The organism is Rothia sp. 18CD1-1 (assembly GCF_055285355.1).
In genome coordinates this window covers 229,787-245,615 of record NZ_JBUZLI010000008.1, presented here as the reverse complement: position 1 = coordinate 245,615, position 15,829 = coordinate 229,787, and the positions used below count along the sequence as shown (strand labels likewise).

Annotated in this window: 16 protein-coding genes; 9 read left to right on the top strand and 7 right to left on the bottom strand. The window is 55.0% G+C overall.

What is annotated here, in order from left to right; all coding sequences use genetic code 11:
• The first annotated feature begins 35 nt into the window (after positions 1–35).
• The 5 genes from ACS1BR_RS08145 (at position 36) to ACS1BR_RS08125 (ending at position 5,172) form a co-directional block, all read left to right on the top strand.
• On the top strand, positions 36–1,448 hold the full coding sequence (locus tag ACS1BR_RS08145; protein WP_463561460.1) for a M20/M25/M40 family metallo-hydrolase: 1,413 nt from the start codon (positions 36–38) through the stop codon (positions 1,446–1,448).
• A 110-nt stretch (positions 1,449–1,558) separates the two neighbouring features.
• The gene (locus ACS1BR_RS08140; RefSeq protein WP_463561459.1) at positions 1,559–1,912 is read left to right on the top strand and encodes a HesB/IscA family protein; all 354 of its coding nucleotides are present in this window, start codon (positions 1,559–1,561) and stop codon (positions 1,910–1,912) included.
• Positions 1,913–2,153: 241 nt separating this feature from the next.
• A complete protein-coding gene (gene ctaC / locus ACS1BR_RS08135; RefSeq protein WP_463561458.1) occupies positions 2,154–3,044 on the top strand; it encodes an aa3-type cytochrome oxidase subunit II in 891 nt (296 codons plus the stop codon).
• A gap of 10 nt (positions 3,045–3,054) precedes the next feature.
• On the top strand, positions 3,055–4,755 hold the full coding sequence (gene ctaD, locus ACS1BR_RS08130) for an aa3-type cytochrome oxidase subunit I (protein ID WP_463561457.1): 1,701 nt from the start codon (positions 3,055–3,057) through the stop codon (positions 4,753–4,755).
• Positions 4,756–4,767: 12 nt separating this feature from the next.
• Positions 4,768–5,172 (top strand): cytochrome c oxidase subunit 4, encoded by a 405-nt coding sequence (locus ACS1BR_RS08125; protein WP_463561456.1) that lies wholly within the window; start codon positions 4,768–4,770, stop codon positions 5,170–5,172.
• Positions 5,173–5,614: 442 nt separating this feature from the next.
• Here ACS1BR_RS08125 and qcrB read toward each other — a convergent pair whose 3' ends face one another.
• The 4 genes from qcrB to ctaE all read right to left on the bottom strand — a co-directional run bounded on the left by qcrB (position 5,615) and on the right by ctaE (position 9,918).
• Positions 5,615–7,279, bottom strand: a complete 1,665-nt coding sequence (gene qcrB, locus ACS1BR_RS08120; RefSeq protein ID WP_463561455.1) for a cytochrome bc1 complex cytochrome b subunit — start codon at positions 7,277–7,279, stop codon at positions 5,615–5,617.
• A 2-nt stretch (positions 7,280–7,281) separates the two neighbouring features.
• Positions 7,282–8,373, bottom strand: a complete 1,092-nt coding sequence (qcrA, locus tag ACS1BR_RS08115; RefSeq protein WP_463561454.1) for a cytochrome bc1 complex Rieske iron-sulfur subunit — start codon at positions 8,371–8,373, stop codon at positions 7,282–7,284.
• 44 nt (positions 8,374–8,417) lie between these two features.
• A complete protein-coding gene (qcrC, locus tag ACS1BR_RS08110; protein WP_463561453.1) occupies positions 8,418–9,212 on the bottom strand; it encodes a cytochrome bc1 complex diheme cytochrome c subunit in 795 nt (264 codons plus the stop codon).
• Between the two features lie 67 nt (positions 9,213–9,279).
• Complete coding sequence (gene ctaE / locus ACS1BR_RS08105) at positions 9,280–9,918, bottom strand: aa3-type cytochrome oxidase subunit III (RefSeq protein WP_463561452.1); 639 nt, start codon at positions 9,916–9,918, stop codon at positions 9,280–9,282.
• Positions 9,919–10,126: 208 nt separating this feature from the next.
• On the opposite strand from ctaE, the gene trpD reads away from it, so the two are divergent.
• Positions 10,127–11,164: an anthranilate phosphoribosyltransferase gene (gene trpD, locus ACS1BR_RS08100; protein ID WP_463561451.1), complete on the top strand. Its 1,038-nt coding sequence runs from the start codon at positions 10,127–10,129 to the stop codon at positions 11,162–11,164.
• Between the two features lie 26 nt (positions 11,165–11,190).
• Here trpD and ACS1BR_RS08095 read toward each other — a convergent pair whose 3' ends face one another.
• Positions 11,191–11,508 carry a DUF3054 domain-containing protein gene (locus ACS1BR_RS08095; RefSeq protein ID WP_463561450.1) on the bottom strand — a complete coding sequence of 106 codons (318 nt, stop codon included), beginning with the start codon at positions 11,506–11,508 and terminating at the stop codon, positions 11,191–11,193.
• A gap of 292 nt (positions 11,509–11,800) precedes the next feature.
• On the opposite strand from ACS1BR_RS08095, the gene ACS1BR_RS08090 reads away from it, so the two are divergent.
• The 3 genes from ACS1BR_RS08090 to ACS1BR_RS08080 all read left to right on the top strand — a co-directional run bounded on the left by ACS1BR_RS08090 (position 11,801) and on the right by ACS1BR_RS08080 (position 13,859).
• Positions 11,801–12,253 carry an NfeD family protein gene (locus tag ACS1BR_RS08090; protein WP_463561449.1) on the top strand — a complete coding sequence of 151 codons (453 nt, stop codon included), beginning with the start codon at positions 11,801–11,803 and terminating at the stop codon, positions 12,251–12,253.
• 101 nt (positions 12,254–12,354) lie between these two features.
• Positions 12,355–13,413 (top strand): SPFH domain-containing protein, encoded by a 1,059-nt coding sequence (locus ACS1BR_RS08085; protein ID WP_463561666.1) that lies wholly within the window; start codon positions 12,355–12,357, stop codon positions 13,411–13,413.
• Between the two features lie 107 nt (positions 13,414–13,520).
• Positions 13,521–13,859, top strand: a complete 339-nt coding sequence (locus tag ACS1BR_RS08080) for an RNA polymerase-binding protein RbpA (protein ID WP_463561448.1) — start codon at positions 13,521–13,523, stop codon at positions 13,857–13,859.
• Between the two features lie 59 nt (positions 13,860–13,918).
• Here ACS1BR_RS08080 and ACS1BR_RS08075 read toward each other — a convergent pair whose 3' ends face one another.
• Positions 13,919–14,662 carry a polyprenol monophosphomannose synthase gene (locus ACS1BR_RS08075; RefSeq protein ID WP_463561447.1) on the bottom strand — a complete coding sequence of 248 codons (744 nt, stop codon included), beginning with the start codon at positions 14,660–14,662 and terminating at the stop codon, positions 13,919–13,921.
• A gap of 108 nt (positions 14,663–14,770) precedes the next feature.
• Positions 14,771–15,829 (bottom strand): amidohydrolase family protein, encoded by a 1,059-nt coding sequence (locus tag ACS1BR_RS08070; RefSeq protein WP_463561446.1) that lies wholly within the window; start codon positions 15,827–15,829, stop codon positions 14,771–14,773.

Sequence of the window (15,829 nt, the reverse complement as noted above, 5' to 3'; positions counted from 1 at the left end):
GGGTGTAAAGCTAAGAAAGGCGTAGGGTTATAAGCATGAATGGTGCAGAGAATTTTAATTTTGAAGATCGGAAGCAGCTGGCTGCCGTCATTGAGGACCGGTTTGAAGAAACCCTGCGTAGACTCACCGAACTTGTAGCTATTCCATCGGTCTCATGGGAGGCTTTTGATCTTGACCAGGTGAGAAGGAGTGCAGAAAAAGTTCGCGATCTCGCTCTGGAGGTGGGGTTTGATACTGCCGATATTCTGACGAGCCGATACGGTTCACCGGAACGCGAGGGTATGCCGGCTGTTATTGCCCGCCGGGCTGCGCAGCCCGGTTTTCCCACCGTGGTGCTCTACGCCCATCACGATGTACAGCCTGCCGGTGATCCTGATCTGTGGGATACTGAGCCTTTCACCGCTTCACAGAAAGGGGACCGGCTTTTTGGGCGGGGAACCGCCGACGACAAGGCTGGGGTCCTCGCGCATCTTGCCGCTTTTGAGGCGGTGCGCAAGACACTGGGCGAGGATTTCCGTGTGGGGGTCACCCTTTTTGTTGAGGGGGAGGAGGAGTCCGGGTCACCGAGTTTCTCTGCTTTTCTTGCCGATCATCGCCACCTTCTCGCCGGGGATATTATTGTAGTTGCCGATTCAGCAAACTGGCGGGCAGGTGTCCCCGCGCTGACGAGCTCACTCCGAGGAGTTGCCAGCGCAACTGTCAGTCTGCGCATCGGTGCCCACGCCGTGCACTCGGGAATGTACGGCGGTCCCATGCTTGATGCGAATACCGCCATGGTGCATCTGCTATCCTCTCTGCATCAACCTAACGGTGCGGTTGCGGTTAAAGGTTTAAAAACTGCACCTCAGCCAGAACTTGAATATTCTGAGGAGGATTTTCGAAACGACTCCGGGATTCTTGACTCCGTGTCCCTGGCGGGGGAGGGAAGCATAGCTTCGCGGCTCTGGGCGCAGCCCGCTATTTCTATCATCGGTATGGATGTCACACCGGTGTCAGAAGCAGCCAACACAATAGCGGTGACCGCTCGGGCTAAAATCAGCGTGCGGCTGGCCCCGGGACAAGATCCGGCAGAGGCTCACGCCCTACTTGAGAAGCACCTACTCGAGTATGCCCCCTGGGGCGCTCGGGTTACCTACGAGGAGAATGACTCGGGGCAGCCCTACGCGGCAGATTCCTCCGATGCCGGTGTTCAGTTAGCCCTGGCAGCACTGAGCTCGGCCTGGGGAGTTGAGGCCGTACAAACCGGTATGGGCGGATCTATCCCCTTTATTGCAGACCTCAAGCGAGTCTTTCCCCGGGCGCACATTCTGATCACCGGAGTTGAAGACCCGGATACCCGCGCGCACAGCGCCAACGAATCCCTCTATCTTCCAGACTTCAAAAAGGCTATTCTTGCCGAATCGCTCATGTTGAGCAATCTCAGCCGGCGCAACGGGGTGCACCTGTGAGATCTGGAATATTGCCACCGACCGGTTTTGTTCTAAACTAAGACAGAAACAGATTATAGTTTCATCGGCGGCTCCGGCTGCCGCTGAAAGATCGAAAGGGTAAATCCAATATGACCGAGACCCTAGCTGAGCTCCCCACCCACGGTGTTGAACTCACCGGTGTCGCCGCAGACAAGGTGAAGACTCTTCTGGAGCAGGAGGGCCGCACAGATTTACGGCTACGCGTTGCTGTTCAACCCGGTGGCTGTTCGGGACTCATTTATCAGCTTTATTTCGACGAACGAGTACTCGACGGCGATGCCGTTCGAGATTTTGACGGTGTACAGGTGATCGTTGACCGCATGAGTGTTCCTTATCTTGACGGTTCGACAATCGATTTTGAGGACACCATCGAAAAACAGGGGTTCTCGATTGATAACCCCAACGCCCAGGGTTCATGCGCCTGCGGCGATTCCTTCCACTAGAATCGAACGGCTAGACTGTTTCGCGGAGGCACTTCACTTTCCAGTGGGGTGCCTCTTCGCTTGAGATCCCTCAATATTCATAAAATAGTTAAGAAATAACCGCACTTCAGTGACACAGTGTCACCGGAAATTGCCGAATAAGGGTAAGCTCGTATAGAAAGAATATTGAGGCACTGTACGTCCATACATAAACACAGCACCTCAATACACTGCACGCACATCGCTATAGGAAGGGCCGTCTGTGAGTTCGCAGCATCGAACCGACAGTCGAAGACTGAAGGGGATTACCACCGCCGGTATCACCCTGGCTTCCGCACTGCTCATCACCGGTTGTTCAGATAATGCCAAGGTAGGCTTTCTGCCCACTAAAAGGGGGGTCACCGACAACGCTGACACCATCATGGACCTCTGGATTGGTTCGTGGGTTGCAGCCCTAGTTATCGGTCTGATTACCTGGGGCTTGATGCTCTGGTGCATCATCGCCTACAGGCGGCGCAAGAACGAAACCGGTTACCCCCGTCAGCTGAGTTACCATGCTCCTCTTGAGGTTTTTTACACCATTATCCCGATCATCATGATCGTAAGCCTTTTCAGCTTCTCCGATCGCGCCGAACGGCAGATTACCGCGCCCAAGTCGGAGACAGCAGACGTTACCGTTGAGGTCTATGGCAAGCAATGGGCCTGGGATTTCAACTACCTCGCCGCCTACAATGACGGCAGCGGTGAGCGGCAAGACGTTTATTTCAGCGGTGTCCAGGCCCAGCTGACAGGTGAAGAGGGTGTTGAAGAAACCCTCCCCACCCTTTACCTGCCCGTTAACTCAACCGTGGATATTCAGCTGAAATCCCGCGATGTTATCCATTCTTTCTGGGTTCCGGCCTTCCTCGAAAAACGCGACACCATTCCCGGCCAAACCAATCATATCTACCTCACCACCGGCTCTGAGCCCGATACCTACGCGGGTAAATGCGCCGAGCTCTGCGGCGAGTACCACTCCGAGATGCTTTTTAATGTCAGGGTGGTCCCCCAGGATGAATACAATGCCTACATTCAGCAGCTGGGTGAGTCAGGTAATACCGGCCGGCTCGGCGACGAATACAACCGTAACCCCAACCAGAACGACATCAACTAAGAGGTGACCCGTGACTACTCTTGAGTATTCGCCGGATTCAGCAACCCAGGTTGCTCCGCGGGTGGTTCCCAAGTCAAAGGGACGCATTATCGTCAGTTGGCTGACCTCCACCGACCACAAAACAATCGGGTACATGTATCTGATTGCGTCCTTCATCTTTTTCTGTATCGCCGGTATCATGGCCCTGCTCATGCGTATGGAGCTCTTTGAACCCGGTATGCAGATTCTTCAAACCAAGGAACAGTTCAACCAGCTGTTTACCATGCACGGCACCCTCATGCTGCTGATGTTTGGCACCCCGGCTTTTACCGGTTTCGCCAACATTCTGGTGCCCCTACAGATAGGTGCTCCAGACGTCGCATTCCCGCGCCTTAACGCGCTGGCTTTCTGGTTCTTCCTCTTTGGCTCGCTGGTTGCGATGGCCGGCTTCCTCACCCCGCAGGGTGCCGCCTCCTTCGGCTGGTTCGCCTATGCCCCCCTGAACAGCACCACCTACAGTCCCAGTGTCGGCGGCGACCTCTGGGTGTTTGGTCTGGCGCTACAGGGTTTCGGCACCATTATGGGCGGTGTCAACTTTATTGCCACCATCCTGTGTATGCGTGCCCCCGGTATGACCATGTGGCGTATGTCAGTCTTTACCTGGACAACCCTGATCACCGGCATCCTGATTATCATGATCTTCCCGCCGCTGGCATCCGCTCTGTTTGCCCTGGGTATGGATCGCCAACTGGGCGGGCATATCTTTGACCCCGAGAACGGTGGCGCCATTCTCTGGCAGCACCTCTTCTGGTTCTTTGGCCACCCCGAGGTCTATGTTTTAGCCCTGCCCTTCTTCGGTATCGTCTCCGAAATTATTCCGGTGTTCTCCCGTAAACCGATTTTCGGCTACAAGGGACTGGTCTTTGCGACCATTGCGATCGCCGCCCTATCGGTGACCGTCTGGGCACACCATATGTATGTGACCGGCGCAGTCATGTTGCCCTTCTTCTCCTTTATGACCATGATGATCGGTGTACCAACCGGTATGAAATTCTTTAACTGGATAGGTACCATGTGGCAGGGGTCCATTACTTTTGAGACCCCCATTATCTGGGTGATGGGCTTCCTTGTGACCTTCCTCTTCGGTGGGCTCACCGGTGTTATTCTTGCGACTCCGCCGCTTGACTTCCACATCTCGGATACATATTTTGTGGTTGCCCATTTCCACTACGTCATTTTCGGCACTATCGTGTTCGCGATGTTTGGCGGATTTTACTTCTGGTGGCCCAAGTGGACCGGAAAAATGCTTAACGAGCGCCTGGGTAAAATCCACTTCTGGTTGCTCTTTATCGGCTTCCACATGACCTTCCTTATCCAGCACTGGCTGGGTGTGGACGGCATGCCACGACGCTACGCAGACTATCTTCCCGAGGATAACTTCACCTGGATGAACCAGCTGTCAACCGTCGGGTCAATGATTCTTGCGGTGTCCTTGATTCCTTTCTTCTGGAACGTCTACATCACCGCCCGCTACGGGAAGAAAATTGAGGTGGATGACCCCTGGGGCTTTGGCGGTTCACTGGAGTGGGCTACGTCCTGCCCGCCTCCGCGTCACAACTTCACCGCTCTACCCCGAATCCGTTCGGAGCGTCCGGCACTGGATCTTCACCACCCCGAGCTCTCCACCAACCTCGATATTGCTACCGCAGCACGGCAAGCAAGCAGCCGTTAGGAGGCCAGAGATATGAAAGCTCTTGCATGGCTATTTACGATTATCGGTGTTTTTCTTATTCCGGTGGGGGTAGTCTACGGATTCATGACAGATTTTGGTGAGTGGGCCGGGTTCCCGGCACTCCTCGCTACCGCGGTTATGTGCTTCTTTCTAGGGTTCTTCCTCTTCTTCACCGATAAGAAGCACCCCGATCAGCCTAACGATAACCTTGACGGAGAAATTGCTGACGCGTCCGGTGACTACGGCTTTTACTCGCCCTGGTCCTGGTGGCCGCTGGCAATTGGTATTGTCTGCGCGGTGCTGGTCGTGGGCGTTGCTATTGGCCAGTGGTGGGTGGCAATTATTGCTGTCGTCCTGGCGATTCTTGCCTGTGTTGGCTGGGTATATGAGTATAGTCGCGGTGATCACGCGCACTAGCGCAAAATTTATTAGGAGGGTGGGGTCTCAGCCGGTAAGGCTGAGACCCCATTTCTTTATTGAGTAGAAATCATCACGCTGAGATCGATAAGAGGAGCTACGCGAGATCCTTCTAAGGGCCCCTTATCCCGGCTTTATCCATCTGAGCACTGACTAGGTACTTTACGGGTATTTGGGCTGGTCCGAACCGGGCTTGCCCCTGCCGCAAAGGATGATCGAGACGCTATGGGAAAAAACCCACCGGTGCCCACGAATAATCCCACGGTGGGGGGCGATAATAGTTCTGTGAATAATGTGAGGGGGAGAGCGAGCCCTCTTCTTCCTTTCTAGATACACACCATCGCTTCCCAAGAAAAAATAGCGGCTTCCAGAGAGCTCAAAAGGCTGTTGCCCCGGTAAGATTACCGGGGCAACAGCCTACTTTATTTTTCCCTCTATTGTATTACTTGTCCAGCTCTTCCTGAGATGAGCCTTCAACAGCGTCCTGTTCATGATCGTGATGGGAAGCCTCAAGCTCTGCCGGAGTAACCGGAAGCACCCGATCCTGGAACCAAATCTTCGATAGACTGCCGCGGGTTTTCTCCAAGAGAGAGATTTTGCCCTTAGTGTTCGGTTGAGCGGGTATCGGAGCCGGAGACTCAAAAGAAACCAGCTTGTAACGGCGGTACTCGCTCACCGGTTTATGGACCTCGATAAACTCGCCGTGCGGTAGCTGAACCACCTGTCCCGATTCAACACCGTGCAGCACTAACTCGCGGTCTTTACGTTGTAGAGATAGGCAAATACGGTAGGTGATCAGGTATCCGATCAGGGGGCCAAAGATAAACATCACCCGCAAAACGTAGGCAACATCGTTCAGCGACACATGGAAGTGGGTTGCAATCAGGTCGGAGCTGGCCGCAATCATGATGGTCCCGTAGCCGATAATACCGGCAACACCGACACCGGTGCGGAAAGGGGCGTTTCGGGGACGGTCAAGAATATGGTGTTCACGGTTATCTTTGGTGACCCACCGCTCAATCCAGGGCCAAAACATCATGGCCATCATGACGGACCCCGCCATAAGTGCAAAAGGTAGAAGCACACTCAATACCCATGTTCCGCCCAAGAAATCAAACTCCCAGGGGAAGGGCCATACACCGGGCCACAGACGCAGAGCACCATCTCCAAAACCTACATACCAGTCAGGCTGCGTTCCCGCCTGCACGGGAGAAGGGTCATAGGGACCGTAGTTCCAGACGGCGTTGATGGTGAAGGTTGAGGCCAGGAAAGCAATAATACCGAAGACAATAAAGAAGAAACCGCCTGCTTTTGCCGCGTACACGGGGCCAACGGGGAAACCAACCACATTATCTTCACGACGGCCGGGACCGGGGTATTGGGTGTGTTTGTGCAGCACAACCATGAACATGTGTATGGCCACCAGCAAGAGCAGCATAGCCGGAATAATCATGATGTGCATCGAATACAGGCGCGGGATCAGTTGGGTTCCGGGGAACTCACCACCGAAGAAGAAGAGCGAGAGGTAGGTGCCCACCAGCGGGATAGCCTTCATAATGCCGTCGATAATGCGCAAACCGTTACCGGAGAGCACATCGTCAGGCAGCGAATAGCCGGTGAAACCGGCAAGAATACCCAGGATCAGAAGGGCACAACCCACCAGCCAGTTAAGCTCGCGCGGGCGCCGGAAAGCACCGGTAAAAAATACGCGCAGCATATGGACGGTCAAAGCCAGCATAAAGAGCAGGGCCGCCCAGTGGTGGATCTGGCGAAGTAGCAGACCTCCACGGATATCAAAAGAGATATGCAGGGTCGATGCGTAGGCCACCGACATCTCCGTACCCTTCATGGGCACGTAGGAGCCATCATAGGCGACGGGGGCTTGGGAAGGGTTAAACCACAGGGTCAAAAATGTTCCCGAAAGAATCAGGATCACGAGGCTGTAAAGAGCAACCTCGCCAAACATGAATGACCAGTGATCGGGAAAAATCTTTCGACCGAATTCTTTGATAATACCGGAGAGGCCAACCCGGGAATCCAGGTAGTTGGCTATTTTTCCGGTGTTGGTTTTCGGCTGATACTCTTTTTCGACTGAAGTCTGGGACATGATTAGGCCTCACTCTTCATTTCTTCAATCTGCTTTCCACGTTCCCAGTAGCCGGGACCAACCGGCTCCCGGAAGTCGCTTTGAGCAACCAGGTACCCTTCATCATCCACGGCGATGGGAAGCTGGGGCAGGGCATGACCGGCAGGGCCAAAAATAACCTTGCACTCGTTTGCTGCGTCAAAAGTGGACTGGTGACAGGGGCAGAGCAGGTGGTGGGTACGCTGCTCGTAGAGGGCAACGGGGCAGCCAACGTGGGTGCAGACTTTGGAGTATGCGGCGATACCGTCCACACTCCAGTTTTCGCGCCCCTCAGATATGTTCATCTCTGAAGGATCCATACGAATAAGCAGCACGACAGCCTTTGCTTTTTCTTCAATATAACCGTTTTCATGGCTCAGTGAAGACAGGGACTCAGGAAGTACATGGTAGGCGGAACCAACGGTGACATCTGCGGCTTTAATGGGGGTTCCGGAGGGGTCGCGAACCAGGCGTACCCCCTGATCCCACAGGGTGTACTTGAGGACCGAGGGGTCCGCGGGGCCGAGGTCGCGGAGCAGGGTGACAAAGGTCAGCGGGGCAAGAACTATAGCCCCGATCAGCGTGTTGCGGAGGAGCGGACGACGTTTAACACCGGATTCATCGATGATGGTCTCCACAATTTCCTGAGCATCGGCGCGGTCCTCTTCTGTGCGCACAGGGTGACGACTCTCAACCATCTCGTGGTCGGGCATCAGGGTTCGCGCCCACTGCACGATACCGATACCGATACCGAACATAGAGAAAGCAATTCCCAGGCCCAGCAGGAGGTTTTGCAAACGTAGATTATCGGTTGCCTCGGGGTTGAGAACATCGTAGTAGTCCCCGCCTATCTTGACACCAAAATAGGCTACCCAAAACAGCAGAGCCCCCAGCATAGAGAGAGCAAACAGCAGTACTGACTGCCGCTCTGCCGACTTAGCTTTTTTAGGGTCCACGTCGGTAAGGCGCGGAGCGTGGGGAGGAAGTCCGGGGTCCCGAAACTTCTCCTTGCTTTCCTCTTGAGAGGTAACTACGGCTGAGGAGTTCTCCTGTACACCGTCACTATGGTTTCCCATGTGTTGCCTCAATCTTCCTTGGTATGAATTCTAATGTGTGGGTGTTATGCAGAGCGTGAGGTGAGCCAGACGGTGAAGACCAAAACAACGCCCAGACCAAGGGTCCAAATCAGCAAACCTTCGGCAACGGGGCCGAGTGAGCCGAGGGCAAAGCCGCCGGGGGAGTTGTTGGTCTCCAGCGCTTTCAGGTAGGTGATAACGTCGCGTTTCTCTTCGGGGGTAATGTTGGCGTCGTTGAAGACCGGCATGTTCTGCGGCCCGGTTTCCATGGCCTCGTATATGTGCTGTTCCGAAACGTTCATGAGGGAGGGGGCCCACTTACCACGGGTGAGTGCGCCACCGGATCCCGCCGCGTTGTGGCACATAGCGCAGTTGGCGAGAAATACTTTCGCACCGTTAGCGGCATCGCCCCGAGCTACATCGAGATACTCGGCTTCGGGAACGGTAGGGCCGGCACCGAGTGAGGCGACGTAGGCGGATAGCTGCATGGTCTGTTCATCGTTGAACTGCTGGGGCTTGACCTGCGCCTGAGGCCCCTGCATTTGCATGGGCATACGGCCGGTACCCACCTGAAAGTCAACCGCTGCGGCGCCAACACCGATGAGAGAGGGGCCGTCTTCGGTGCCCTCAGCATTTGTGCCGTGACAGGTTGCGCAGTTTGAGACGAAAAGCTTCTGCCCGGCGTCAATATCATCTTGCGAGTAGGAGGTGGATGTATCTGCTTTTGCCTCATTGGTCGCGGTGGCAACAGCATAGAAGCCACCGGTGAAAAGTAGTGCAAGAGCAAGCAACAGGACGGCTGCTAGCGGATGCCGCCGCTTCTGAGAAAGTGCCTTCACGTTGGATGTCCTTATGGTGTGTGAGCTAGTTTGTTGGTTATCTGGTGTTCTGCATCAGCTTCGATCCCTACTTGAGGAAGTAGACGACAGCGAAGAGTACAATCCAAATGACGTCCACAAAATGCCAGTAGTAGGAAACAACGATCGCGCTGGTGGCCTCGTAGTGTCCAAAACGCTTAGCGACGTAGGCTCGACCGATAATGAAGAGGAAAGCAACCAGGCCCGCGGTGACGTGGAGGGCATGAAAACCTGTGGTGATGTAGAAAGCCGAACCGTATGCGCTTGAAGCGATCGTCATCCCGTCCGTGATGAGGTTCGCGTACTCAAACACCTGCACAGAGACGAAGAAGGCCCCCATCAGGAAGGTGAGGAGGAACCATTCGATCATGCCCCACTCTTTTACATTAAAGAGTGAGCCGGTGCGGCGGGGTTTAAGCTGCTCTGCTTTGAAGACACCGAACTGGCAGGTAACCGAGCTGAGCACCAAGATGATGGTGTTGACGGTTGCCAGGGGTACCTCAAGATGGCCTACATTCTCGGCCCAAATGTCCGGCCGGGAGGCGCGGAGGGTGAAGTACATTGCGAACAGACCGGCAAAGAACATCAACTCTGATGCGAGCCAAACTATCGTGCCGACCGCCACGGCGTTGGGTCGATTCAGAGTCGGATGAGCCGACTTACTTGGAGTATGGGTTGCAGTTGTCACATAGACATTATGTCTGTAAAAGTACTCATCCTCCAACTACCCAGGCCCATAAAGCGGGGGCGTGTTGAAAATTACCTCCCAATTCCTCGCGCTGTCGGGCCTCCGTCTACAGATAGCGACACGGTGTTTCACGAATTTTTTGCGTCGCCCGCTCGGGAATTGGACGTTGTGCGGCCGGGAGAAGCGGAGAAGCTCTACAATCGGGTCTATGGCTACAAAGAACTGGAAAGCAATCCTGAGTTCACTTCAGGACCAGCAGGACATTGACCGGGACAGGCTCCTATGGGCCATGAACGAGATGATGACGGGGCAAGCACCCGATACCGTGGTCGCTGCTTTTCTGATGGGGCTTCACACCAAGGGGGAGAGCGTCCACGAGCTTTCGGCACTTGCCGATGGGATGGCCTCAAAATCACGGCCCATCAATATTGACCGGGAAGCAGTAGATATTGTTGGCACCGGAGGTGACCGACATAATACGGTGAATATTTCGACCATGAGTGCACTGGTTATTGCCGGTGCCGGAATCCCCGTCATCAAGCACGGCAATCGTGCATCAACATCTTTGAGCGGTACCGCGGACACCCTGGAAGCTCTGGGTATCAATCTCACCATGGATGTGGCGAGAGTTGAAAAAGTTTTTCGGGAAACCGGCATTGGTTTCCTGTTTGCGCAGACTTTTCACCCGGCTATGCGCTTTGTGGCACCGGTGCGTAAGCAGCTGGGGGTACCCACCGTTTTTAACTATCTGGGGCCGCTCACCAATCCTGCCCGAGTCCGCCACTCTGCTATCGGGGTGTCCAGCTCAACAATGGCAGAAAAGATTGCGGGTGTCTTCCGCGACCGCGGTGGTCAACACGCCCTCATCTTTCGCGGTGACGATGGGCTGGATGAACTCACCGTGACTGCAGGTAGCCAGATCTGGGAGGTTGAGGGAGAGAAAATGATGCACCGCAGCTTTGATCCCCGCGAGTTTGGCTTCCCCCGGGCCAACCTTGACCAATTGCGCGGGGGAGACGCGCGTAAAAATGCGGAGACCCTTATCAGGGTTCTCGACGGTAGAGCGGAGGGACCCGTCACGGATATCGTGCTGATCAATGCCGCGGCGGGGATCGTGTCTTCACGGCCGAGCGAAAACCAAACATTTGATGAAAGGTTTAGGTGGGCTTTGGCAGAGGCCCGGGAGTCTCTCACCGAAGGTAAGGCTAAAGCAAAACTTGAAGAATGGGTGCAAGCGGGGAGGTAGGAACCGCCCGGTGCGCAGGCATCAAACTAGCGCAGTACGAGTCGGGCAACCAATCGCCATCCCAGAAAGAAGACCGCTAAGACGCAGAGGGTCACCATCACAAAACTCAGTGCGGATCCACCGCCAAAAGCGGTTCTCAGAAGGTGACCCAGCAACGCGGTAGAAAGCCAAACAGTGAGCCCTGCCGGAAAAACCGTCAGAGGCTTTCTGTGTACCGGGGGTACCAGCCAGGCCAGAGACAGGGCCAGCACAAAAGGGATCGCGGTAACCGGTGTTTCAGTGAGAGTCTCACCGTGAGAGATTCTACCGATCAGAACAAAGAGCACCGTCAGTAAAAGATCCACAAGGTAAGCCCGCCAGGGTCTAGCGGATTTGTGAGAGCCGAGCATCAAGAAAACCGTGCCTTTCGGTGGTGTAAGGAAAACTGAAGATGTTTGTTTCTTCCATTATCCACGGCCTCCACCGATCGGTGCGTACGCCGGGGAGGGCCATCCTCAACTTTACTTTACATAATGTAGATTATCGGCTATCTATTCAGGGTGGTTATCGCAAAAAATACCCGTCCGTTCATCGATACCCTCGCAATTCTCCCACCGATCAGGCATCATAAGCTGTAGGTACATAAAGGAGAATCCCTTGATCGAATGGTTCACTCACAACCTATGGGCCATGTGGCTCCTCGCGGCTCTTATCCTGGGCATCATTGAGATGTTTTCCCTGGACTTCTTCTGCCTCATGCTCGCCAGCTCATCGGCGATTACCGCACTGAGTACCACTCTTACCGATTCGTTTGCTCTCCAAGTGGTTATCTTTGCTGTATTCAGTGTTCTTCTGCTTTTTACCCTGCGGCCTCAACTCGTCAACCGCCTGCATAAAAATTCACCGCGGATCGAAACCAACGTGCAAGCTCTCATTGGACAACGGGTCGAGATCGTGGAAACCATCACCGAGAGCTCGGGCCTGGTACGCCTTGCCGGCGATATCTGGACCGCACGCACAGAAGATGAAACCGTACAGCTCCCACCCGAATCTCGCGCAACAGTAGAGAGCATTCGGGGCGCAACGGTCTACGTCAGACCCGACCGCTAAGAGCCCTATCCACCCCACCGCACTACCAGAAAGTAATACCCGTGTCACCCTCAACCGCACTGTTGATCCTGCTACTAGCAATCATCATTTTTGTGATTATCATGCTCTTTCGAGCAATCCGAATTATCCCCCAGGCGCGCGCCGGAATCGTCGAGCGTCTGGGGAAATATCAGACGACCCTCACCCCCGGGTTCCACGTGACCGTTCCCTTTATCGATCGGGTGCTTCCGCTAATCGACCTGCGCGAGCAGGTTGTTTCCTTCCCCGCCCAATCTGTTATCACCGAAGATAACCTGGTGGTCGGGATTGATACCGTGGTCTATTTTCAGGTGACCGACCCCAAATCTGCCACCTACGAAATTACCAACTATATTCAGGCCGTCGACGAGCTCACCTCCGCCACCCTGCGCAATGTTGTGGGCGGTCTCAACCTCGAAGAAACACTAACCTCTCGCGACCAGATCAATGCCCAGCTACGCGGCGTTCTCGATAGCACCACGGGGCGCTGGGGTATCCGAGTCTCCCGCGTTGATATTAAAGAGATCCAGCCTCCCGTCTCCATCCAAGACTCTATGGAAAAGCAGATGCGAGCGGAACGAGATCGTCGAGCCGCAATCCTCACAGCCGAGGGACAGAAACAGGCACAAATTCTTACTGCCGAAGGCGACTCTCGCGCGGCTATTCTACGCGCCGAAGGAGAAAAACAGTCCCAAATCCTCACCGCTGAAGGTGATGCCAAGTCCGCTATTCTACGTGCCGACGGTGAGGCCCAGGCCGTACGCAAGGTCTTTGCGGCTATCCACCGCGCTAACCCGTCGCAGAAACTTCTCACCTACCAGTATCTGCAAACCCTGCCCAAGCTTGCCGAGGGGCAAGCCAATAAGCTCTGGTTTATCCCCACGGAACTTGGTGACGCACTCCGAGGACTGGGCAACGCCTTCGATCCCAATTCGCTACTCCCCCAACCGTCAAATGATGCATCTCACACGCAGGACTCCCCCGGTGACCGGGAGGTCTCCCCGGAGGCGGACAGCGCTGTCCAAGAAAAAATTGTTGAGGTAACCCCCGACGACCTGAGCCCCAACCTCAACCGCCTCGATACCGGTATCGAGGTCTCCTCAGCGGAAGGCAAGTCGTTCCCGTCACCGGAGTCGCAATAGCGTCGCACCGTATATAATAGTGGTTTGATATTTCTACACTGCGGGAATAAGTGTTCAGCCCCATCTGTTTCTCACAGAGGTTCACCAAAACTATTGGAGGATAAGTCATGAGCGATCGCAGCCTACGCGGCATGCGTCTTGGTTCTCAGTCGATGGAAACTGAAGCGGGTGTTGAGCCGGCCCCCCGTCAGCGGGTTGAATACCGCACCGACGACGGCGAAAAAGTGTTTGTCACCTTTGCACAGGAAGCCGAGATACCCCAAACCTGGACAGCTAAATCAGGTAAGGAAGCTCGCCTGGTTAACGGCGAAGAATCCCCGGAAGAATCGGCCGAGAAACCGGTGCGCACCCACTGGGACATGCTTCTTGAACGTCGCACGACCGAAGAGCTTGAAGAAACCCTGCAGCAACGAATCAACTATTATCGGGAACGCCACGCGCTGTAGAACATATCTCGATGGGGTGACACCGGTTCAGACTCCGGTGTCACCCACTAACCGCAGCACTAGCTGCGGATCCTTGCCAGATATTTTTTAGCATCGGCCAACCGCGCGGTGAGACCCCAGCGGGTTACCTTGGTCATAGAATCAAAGATAATGGTGCCGTCCATTTTTGAATCGCCAATTTCCCGCTCAACAAACGTAATAGGAACCTCGGTTATTTTGAGTCCGGCCCGTTCAGAACGCCAGGCAAGGTCAACCTGAAACACGTAACCTTTGGAATCAATACCCTCAAGGTCCAGTCTTTGCAGAGCCTCTCTACGGTAAGCGCGGTAGCCCGCAGTAATGTCGTGGATCTTGGTGCCCAGAATAGCCCGGGTGTATAGGTTAGCGCCCCTGGAGAGAATCTGCCGGTGCACCGGCCAATTCTTGGTTTTACCTCCGGGTACATAGCGGGAACCAATCGCCAGATCTGCGCCGTCTTCAATCGCGCCGATAAGCAACGGAAGCTGTTCTGGCTGGTGGGAGCAGTCAGCGTCCATCTCAACCAGCACCTCGTAGCCGGCTTCAAGCCCCCAATCAAAACCGGCAAGATATGCCCCGCCCAGACCGTCTTTGACGGTTCGGTGCAGCACATGAATCTTGGGGTCCTGTTCGGACATCCTGGTGGCGATTTGTCCGGTTCCGTCGGGGCTATTGTCATCGACCACAAGGATGTCGCACTCTGGAACAGCCGCACGCAGACGCTCCACCACCACCGGTAAGTTTTCTTTTTCGTTATAGGTGGGGATCACGGTCAAAACGCGCATAAGTACTCCTGACATGCCTGCTTCTGGCACACTAATGAAAACAGGTTTCCAGTATATATTTTTGACGTTTCGGCCCCTACCTTTGGGGCCACTTATCCCCTTGATTTTTTATGTTCTTTTACTGGTGATGAGCTGACCGCTGCGGTAGGTGGCTGTCCAGCTCGGCAGATCGTCCTCCCCGAGCACCGGAAGAAGGGGAATCCTCGCCCTGGGATCCGTACTCCACGCGGTAATACGCGAATCGGGTGTCTGCACCGCAAACCTCTTGGCCTCCCACAACACAAAATCTGCGGGGGAACCCGCCACCAGCTGACCATAAACAGGGTCAGAAGCCCCCAGAGCCCGGTGCGCACCCCTGGTCATAGCGTTAAAAGCGGCGCGTGCAGATATACTGTCCCGATCACGGTGACGCGTGATGGTACTGCGCAGAAGATCCCAGCCTAAACGCACGGGATTATTGAGCGGGTCGGAGCCCAGCAGGACGGTGACACCGGCGGCAACAGCTTTCCTCAACGAATCATCCGCAACACCGTAGTCCGATGAAAATCCTACTGCTACTGCGCTGCCTGCCAGCAGATTAATATGCTGGTCAGTGAGTGCGGTAACACCGTCAATACGGAAACCCGCGCGATCCCCGGATATACCGCGTACCGACAACATCAGTTCAAGGGCCCTATCCACCTCGGCTAAGGATGCTCCCCGAAAAGAAACTTTGAGGCCGGTCTCCAGGGCCTGATCGAGTAACAGGGACGCATTGTCTGCTCGTGGATCGATCACAACACCGTGTACCGGCGCCCAATCCTGCACCTGACCGTCAACGTAGATGAAGGCGCTAAGACCGCCCGCCTCCACTACCTCGTGTATCCGAGAAACCTGTGTGGGGGGTGTAAAAGCGGTGAGGGCAACATAGCCCAGCCTCGGAAGATCAACGGCAAGCTGACGTGCCTGGTCAACAGTGTCAAGACGGGTAGCTCCCAATACAAAACCGGGAGTGACCAGCCTGCCCTCTGCATCCAGTTTTCTCATGGAGGGATCAAAAATTGACCGGGCACCGGCATCTGATCCGACCCAGCTCACGGTTGGCCCCTGGATCAGCATGGCCGTCGCAGAGGGATCTTCCGGGCTATAAACCACACCGTCGACAAGCATCAGTGCCTGCTGGCTCAT

Bases quoted from the DNA above. Each gene is read 5' to 3' on its own strand.
- ACS1BR_RS08140 (WP_463561459.1), top strand. From the start codon at position 1,559: ATGACCGAGACCCTAGCTGAGCTCCCCACCCACGGTGTTGAACTCACC.
- ACS1BR_RS08145 (WP_463561460.1), top strand. From the start codon at position 36: ATGAATGGTGCAGAGAATTTTAATTTTGAAGATCGGAAGCAGCTGGCT.
- ACS1BR_RS08070 (WP_463561446.1), bottom strand. From the start codon at position 15,829: ATGAGCCAGCAGGCACTGATGCTTGTCGACGGTGTGGTTTATAGCCCG.
- qcrA (WP_463561454.1), bottom strand. From the start codon at position 8,373: ATGGGAAACCATAGTGACGGTGTACAGGAGAACTCCTCAGCCGTAGTT.
- trpD (WP_463561451.1), top strand. From the start codon at position 10,127: ATGGCTACAAAGAACTGGAAAGCAATCCTGAGTTCACTTCAGGACCAG.
- qcrB (WP_463561455.1), bottom strand. From the start codon at position 7,279: ATGTCCCAGACTTCAGTCGAAAAAGAGTATCAGCCGAAAACCAACACC.
- ACS1BR_RS08085 (WP_463561666.1), top strand. From the start codon at position 12,355: ATGCTCTTTCGAGCAATCCGAATTATCCCCCAGGCGCGCGCCGGAATC.
- ACS1BR_RS08080 (WP_463561448.1), top strand. From the start codon at position 13,521: ATGAGCGATCGCAGCCTACGCGGCATGCGTCTTGGTTCTCAGTCGATG.
- ACS1BR_RS08125 (WP_463561456.1), top strand. From the start codon at position 4,768: ATGAAAGCTCTTGCATGGCTATTTACGATTATCGGTGTTTTTCTTATT.
- ACS1BR_RS08075 (WP_463561447.1), bottom strand. From the start codon at position 14,662: ATGCGCGTTTTGACCGTGATCCCCACCTATAACGAAAAAGAAAACTTA.